The sequence below is a fragment of the Oceanispirochaeta sp. M1 genome (assembly GCF_003346715.1).
In the GTDB taxonomy this organism is placed as follows: Bacteria; Spirochaetota; Spirochaetia; order DSM-2461; family DSM-2461; genus Oceanispirochaeta.
Map to the genome: position 1 here is coordinate 215,602 of NZ_QQPQ01000004.1, position 7,172 is coordinate 222,773.

Consider the following 7,172-nt stretch of genomic DNA (forward strand, 5'->3'; position numbering starts at 1 on the left):
ATCCTAATTTTTGATTACTTAATTTTATCTAAAATACTTTCTAGTTGTGATGGAGTAATCATATTAGGACCATCGCTGAGAGCCTTTGTTGGATCTTCATGTACCTCAAAGAAAAAGCCATTTACATCAATAGCATTTGCTAACTTTGCCATATAAGGACTATATGAAGAGTCACCACCGCTTTTTCCACCAAGTCCTCCTGGTTTTTGCGTTGAATGAGTTACGTCCATTATTACTGGATACCCAAAATCTTTCATATCTATAAGTTGTCTGAAGTCAACAACTAGATTCCCCATACCAAAAATAGAACCACGTTCAGTCAGCATAATTTTATCATTACCACTGTCCTTCACTTTATTAATTGGATAAAGCATATCTTTACCGTCAAGGAATTGTGCCTTCTTTATGTTAACAATTCGATCGGTTTTTGCTGCAGCTACCAATAAATCAGTCTGTCTGCATAAAAATGCTGGGATTTGTATAATATCAACAACATCAGATACAACTGCAGCTTGGGATGATTCATGAATATCTGTCGTAATAGGTAATTCAAATTCTTTTTTTACTTTCTCTAGGATTTTTAAACCTTCATCAATACCAGGTCCTCGGAAACTATCTAATGAAGTTCTATTAGCTTTATCAAAAGAAGCCTTAAAAACATATATAAAACCATGCTCTATTGATATTCTTTTAATGATTTCAGCTAGCTTCATAATCATTGTCTCATTTTCAATAACACAAGGTCCTGAAATAATAAATCTATTTTTCTTCAATTCATTATATAATTCATATGAGTTCATCTTTACTCCCTTTAGGTTTATTCATTGTTGCTATTTAGATATTTAATAATTTCTTAGGATTTAGATTCCATACTTTACAATCCCAAAAGTGATCATTAAGTTCCTTTTGAAAGATGCATAGACATCCTGTGGAAACTTTTAATCCATTTCCATATGCAAAAGACTCAAAATCAGAGGTTAAAAAAGGTGCAAAACGAATGATTCCATTACTTGAAACAATTAGAACAGTTTGGTTATTGTACTGCTCTTCCAAAAAATGGCTAAAATTAATCCAAGACTCTTTTAATTGATCAGGATCAACCAGCCAGCCATCAGGAACAATTCCTTTTTCATCCCATTCAGTAATTGCATTCTCCCCGACTCTCTTAATTACTTCATCCTCTGGTTTATTTTCATCTGGACCATAATCAATCTCATTAAAAGAGTTCAAAAGTATTGGCTCTCCCTGAATAGACATTTCATCCATTGCAAGTTTTGCAGTTTGTATATGTCGTGTTAATGGTCCAGAAAATACAGCATCCGGAATCAAATTATTATATTTTAAGTACTTCCCGATATTTCGTCCTTTTTCTTTTTCGACCAAAGGAAGATCGGTTCCAGCACCAACTCGAGTAATAACATCACCAGATCTAAAAGTATTTCCATGCCTTACGACTATTAATTTTATAGCCATTAATAAATCTTTTTATATTCTTTCAAAATATTTTCTGCCCGAACTACATCTTCTGGACTATCAATACCACTGATTGAATTTAGTTTATTGAAATCTTTATAATCAACTTCAACACATTTGATCTTCAAACCATTTTCTAGGAAATTCAACTGTTCCAAACCCTCATATTTTTCATAAAAACCATCAGTTAAAATCTTGATTTTCCTTAGTGATTTAAGACTGTAACCATACAAACCTGGTTGTCGATATACTGGGGAGTATGAACTTTTTAATCTGACGTTTTCTTCTTTTCTAATTGCAGGAATTATGTTTTTTGAAAAATACATTGCATTTCTATTTGCATCAAAAACAACACAGGTACCGCTAAAAGGAGTTGAAACCTTATTGTCTCTCATAGTATCCAGATCTTCCCAGGTAAGATTTACAACCGTTGTAGCAATTTCAATTGATTCATTTCTGTTAAACTCATTTATCAATTCCTGAAGAAACCAGGTTGGACATAAGGGATTATCACCTTGTAGATTAATGATAAATTCGGGAGTAAATCCATTATGAGATATCTTTTCAACAGCTTCAGCTACACGCTCTGTACCTGTATTACAAGTTTCAGAAGTCATTATACAATTAATACTATTTTGCAGACAAAAGACACGAATTCTTTCATCATCTGTAGCTACAAATGCTTTAACATAATCGTTGTTAATTTGGATACTATTGGCTATTTCCCATACATGTAAAAGCATTTCTTTACCCAATATTTTTACCAATGGTTTTCCTGGTAATCTTGTTGATGCATACCTAGCTGGAATAATTATTGCAACTTTATTACTCATTACTTTTCCTCATATTCTCGCGGTTTTAGTTAATATTATATATTTGCAATATACCTTCTAAACCATTGTCCCCTTCTACAATCAATGATGTTATTTTGTGCCTTTTCATTAGTTCTTCAGCATCAATCATTTTCATATCAGCTTTAACACTTCGCGGAGTACTAGTAACGACTTCTCTGATTTTCTTATCCAGGAAAGAATTACCTGATTCAATTAAACGTCTTAAATCACCATCAGTAAAAATGCCTTCAACTCGATTATTCTCGTCTAAAAGTAAAACAAGCCCTAACTTTCCTGAACTCATTACAGGTAATGCTTCCAAAACAGATATTCCATTTGTAACTGTAGGCAGATTTTTTTTATACATCTCATCTGCAACATGACATAATAGTTTACGTCCTAGACTCCCCCCTGGGTGAAATTCTGCATAATCAATATCCTGGAATTTTCTTTCCTTCATAAGTGCTATGGCTAAAGCGTCTCCAAGAACTAATGTAGCTGTAGTAGAACTTGTCGGGGCAAGGTTTAGGGGGCATGCTTCTTTTCCAACATTTATATTCAGGTGGATCTGTGATTTTTTTGCTAATGTTGATTCCGGATTTCCTGTTATTGATATTACATCAACTTTTTTATTCAAATATGAAACTACTCTAAGAACTTCATCTGTTTCTCCTGAATATGATATAGCCAGAACAATATCTTCAGAACTAACAATACCCATATCACCATGAATTGCTTCTGTCGAATGAATGAAAACACTTTTACTCCCGACACTGGAAAGTGTTGCGGCTATTTTCTCACCTATTCTTCCTGATTTACCAATACCAGTAATAATCACTTTACCTGTTTTTGTACTGATTAATTTAACTGCATTCACAATACTATTATCCAGTCTATCCTTTACAAGTATTAAACTATTTATTTCTGAATCAAAAACGTCACGAACATTACTTAAAACAGGATTTAGCAAATCTATGTTCATTATACTAATAAAACTTTCTTGATTAGTTATACTACTCATGTATTCTCCTTAGTGGTCTATGAAATATTATATTTAATGAAAAAATCGTTTCTGTTTTTAATCATAATATCTAGGAATTCTTCTAATTGGCATTCTTGCATCAATTCAGGATTTATATATCTTGTATATTCCAAATACATAAAATAGAATATTTCTTCTACTGATCTTTTCTTTATTCTTCTCTGAAGATGTGGGCTATCATTTCGAACATCCCCTACACCCCATCCTGCATAAAATGGAGCACCGAAAATTACTACATCTTTGTTACACATCAAAGCTTCAAAACCCATTTGTGATGAGCACACATAGACTTTATCAACGTAATTAATCATAGAGATAGGATTAATATTCTCACTGCAAATAAAAAGACTCTCATTAGCCAGAATATTCCCATAATAACCGGTTGTATTACTGCCTCCACGACTATTATCTGCAATCATATCTGGATGAACTTTTATGATAATATCTGAATCAGGATTCTCTAAAATTGCAATATTAAGCATAATCTTAAATGTATTGTCATTTGCTGCACCCTTAATAATTGACCAATCATTATACGCCTGATCAACAACAAGAATCTTTTTTTTCTCATTACGCCCAATTACCGGAGTAATAATTGGTTGATGATTATATTTTGTTAAATGATTACTAATAATCTTTTCAATAAGGAATTTTGCTCTATGTATTTCCTGTTCAGATAAGTATTTTTCAGAATTAAGCAAATCTTCAAGCATTGATGGACGAGTGACATCAAAAGAGGTTGTTTTAAAATCAGCAGAAAGGGATAAACTCTGCTTATAACAAGATGGATATTTTTTATCTGGCGTTGGCGTTATTGAACGTATAAAACCATCTTCCAGAAATAAATGGGGGATATTACGCATTACAGCTTCATCAAGCATACTAAGAACTTTTTTATCCCGGAAAAGTCCCCAGAATAAAAGCAGATCCGTTTTTTGTAACCTTCTTTCAAATTCATCTGAAAATACTGATATTAGTCGCCCAGATTTGAAAAATACTGAAAATGAATTCATATCTGAAAGTCTGATTAATGGATATTTTGATTTATTTATAAGACCATCCCAAATATAACTAATTGTAAGTATTTGTTCAGTATTCCTTTTAAATTGAGTTTCAAAACTGAGATTTCGAAGAGATTTATACTCGTTGATAAAATTAACTAATTTTTTTTTGATAAGTCTTATTGTAAACGATTTCACTCTATTACTAATTTTAGAAAAATTATTACTTAAATGCTCAATGCCAATTCTTTTTGCTTTAAAAATTGGAAACAATAGAAGAAACAGTATTGGGTTCATAATAAGAACCATATAAATTCTATATTCTCTCCTAGAGAAATATTTTAGATTATATTGTAGTTTTTCTTTTTTTATCCTTTTGCGAAGGATTTTGAAACCCTGCATGAGTAGTAATTTATTTATATTTTTGTTTAGTCTTCTTTCTACTAATGTAAGCATTTGCCTGAATGAACTGAATATAAAGAAGCTAGTGTCTTTATTCTCTTGAACTATCATCCAATCCATTTGAAGATTCCATCCGGCAATAATTGCAACAATTTTATTATCTGCATCTGCTACGGATTGGTTTTCATGCTGCCTGTAATAATATTGAGTTTCATCAATAATATACATGCTATTAACTGAATAGTATTGCGAGATAAGAAACTGAGCATCCTGATATGATGCACTTGGTGTTTCAACGAATCGAATATTGTTTTTTTCAATCCACTCTCTTTTATATATACCATTAAATACGGCTGGGTGTTTTTTCCAAAGATCAAGAAGAATATCCGGGGCTTGAATTAAACGATCACAATATTCCGAAGAGATATAATGACCTCTATTTGTTAATGATATAGATTCATAAGTATAGAGACCATTATATTTAACAATATCAACATTTGTTTCAATAGCTATGTTAATAAGCTTTATATAAAAATCATTAAAAAGGATATCATCAGGTTCAAAAATGGAGATATAATCTCCTGTAGCTATCTTTAAACCAACATTACAGGCCTTTCCATAACCACTATTTTTTGTTGTAATAATGTTACAATTAGGAAAACCTACTGTTACTTCATTAATAATATTTAATGAATTATCAGTAGATCCATCATTTATTATTATTATTTCTAATTTATCATAAGATTGATTAAATAATGAATTCAATGCATTTTCAACATATTTTTCAACATTAAATACAGGAATAATTACAGAAATTTTACTATTAATATTCATAAAATTATTTCCTAATATTTATTCTTTTCTTTCTCATTCTATAGAGAAGTCTACCAAAGTAGTATATTGGCGAATTACATAATATCGGATGCCATTTCTTAAAATCTGTTACTTCTATATATTTAGAAATTAAATCGATTAAACCTAAGTCTCCAAGACGAATATTTCTGTTATCATATTTTTTCTGTGTTTCATCTAATTTTGTTTCATTAAATAATGGTTTTGCAGGAATGGAAGCTTGATCTAGTTTTTTTTCAATAAATACTGGATCTATAGAAATGGGAACACGAATTATTTTTCTATCAGTATCACTGATGTTAAAGTCTTTATATATTTTATTAATAGTTTTTATATAACCAGCAGCAAAACATTTGGATGTCATTTTATTTCTATATAAATCAATATTCTCCATTTTCATTTTTTTAATATCATTATCACTAGTATTATACATTTTAATAATCTGTTTTGCTAAATCATCTGAATTTTCAGGTTCAAAATAAAGGACCCCTGATGTTTTTCCTTTAAGGTAATTTAAACCTCCTACCGCTGAACATATCAATGGACAACCTAATGAAAGATTTTCAATCATACTTAAATCAAAATAGTTCTGCCTACTTGCAATAATACTGGCATTAGCCATATTTATATAATCACCTGGATTCTTAGTATAACCAACTTCTATCCAATGAGGATGATTTATAGATGGAACTTTCTGAGTTTCACCAATTGCGAAAAAATAAATATTCTCTTCTTTTGCTAAAATCTTTTTTGCAGCATCAACATATACATCATAACCTCTAACATTAGCAAATCTTCCTAAATGAATAAAGATTTTAGCAGTCAAAGGAATATGATACTTTGCTCTTAATAATTCATTAGATAAATTAACATTTAACTTCTCTGTTCCAGTCAATGAATAATATATCGGTTTATTTTTTAATAATTTAGTAAACTCAGGATCTACTTCGTAATATGCACTGAGACTTTCTTCTGTTGGTGCAAAAATTACATCTGCATACTTAAAAGCATAATAATCTCTCATCCTATAGAAATATCTTATTTCCTCTATCTGCTCATCAGTATGAACATTAAATTTTTTCATCAATTCAATATCTTCTAATTCAGGTTTAATAGGATTGTGTGTTGTTAGAATTTTCAAAACATCATTTTCAATTCCACACATACGTAAAGTGTTATATATCGGTAGAAAATTATAAGCTCCATGTATATGAATTGAGCTTATTCGTGAAAAATTGATCTTAAGTAATTCTTGTGTTGGAATGATTGAATGAAACCAATCCTTTTTTGCTGTTATTAATGGCCTTGTATCATTAGGTAAGTAATCATATATTTCTTCAAATGGTGAATTATATTTTAAATCTTTAATAAGTTGATTAGACAATTTTTCATTAGGCAATATATCTGGAAATAGAAATGAATGAAGAAGATCATTGTCACCTCTGCAATTTTCTATTTCTTGCATACCTGAAAACAAGCTAGATAAATACCCAACAGTACCACCCTTATTTAAATCAAAACCTTGATGACAATGTATATAATTTTTCAACTAAAACTCCTGATATTATC

General features: G+C 30.4%; 6 protein-coding genes. All 6 read right to left on the reverse strand.

What is annotated here, in order from left to right; genetic code table 11:
• Positions 1–14: 14 nt before the first annotated feature.
• From kdsA to DV872_RS04235, 6 genes are read right to left on the reverse strand one after another with little or no spacing between them, the layout of a single operon-like run.
• Positions 15–800: a 3-deoxy-8-phosphooctulonate synthase gene (gene kdsA / locus DV872_RS04210; protein WP_114628594.1), complete on the reverse strand. Its 786-nt coding sequence runs from the start codon at positions 798–800 to the stop codon at positions 15–17.
• A gap of 34 nt (positions 801–834) precedes the next feature.
• Positions 835–1,473 carry a histidine phosphatase family protein gene (locus tag DV872_RS04215; RefSeq protein WP_114628595.1) on the reverse strand — a complete coding sequence of 213 codons (639 nt, stop codon included), beginning with the start codon at positions 1,471–1,473 and terminating at the stop codon, positions 835–837.
• Positions 1,473–2,306, reverse strand: a complete 834-nt coding sequence (locus DV872_RS04220) for a 3-deoxy-manno-octulosonate cytidylyltransferase (RefSeq protein ID WP_114628596.1) — start codon at positions 2,304–2,306, stop codon at positions 1,473–1,475. The genes DV872_RS04215 and DV872_RS04220 overlap by 1 nt, the downstream gene beginning before the upstream one ends.
• Before the next feature lie 25 nt (positions 2,307–2,331).
• Positions 2,332–3,327 (reverse strand): SIS domain-containing protein, encoded by a 996-nt coding sequence (locus DV872_RS04225; protein WP_199563425.1) that lies wholly within the window; start codon positions 3,325–3,327, stop codon positions 2,332–2,334.
• 17 nt (positions 3,328–3,344) lie between these two features.
• Positions 3,345–5,585 carry a glycosyltransferase gene (locus DV872_RS04230; protein WP_114628597.1) on the reverse strand — a complete coding sequence of 747 codons (2,241 nt, stop codon included), beginning with the start codon at positions 5,583–5,585 and terminating at the stop codon, positions 3,345–3,347.
• Between the two features lie 4 nt (positions 5,586–5,589).
• Positions 5,590–7,152 carry a glycosyltransferase gene (locus DV872_RS04235; protein WP_114628598.1) on the reverse strand — a complete coding sequence of 521 codons (1,563 nt, stop codon included), beginning with the start codon at positions 7,150–7,152 and terminating at the stop codon, positions 5,590–5,592.
• Positions 7,153–7,172: the final 20 nt, after the last annotated feature.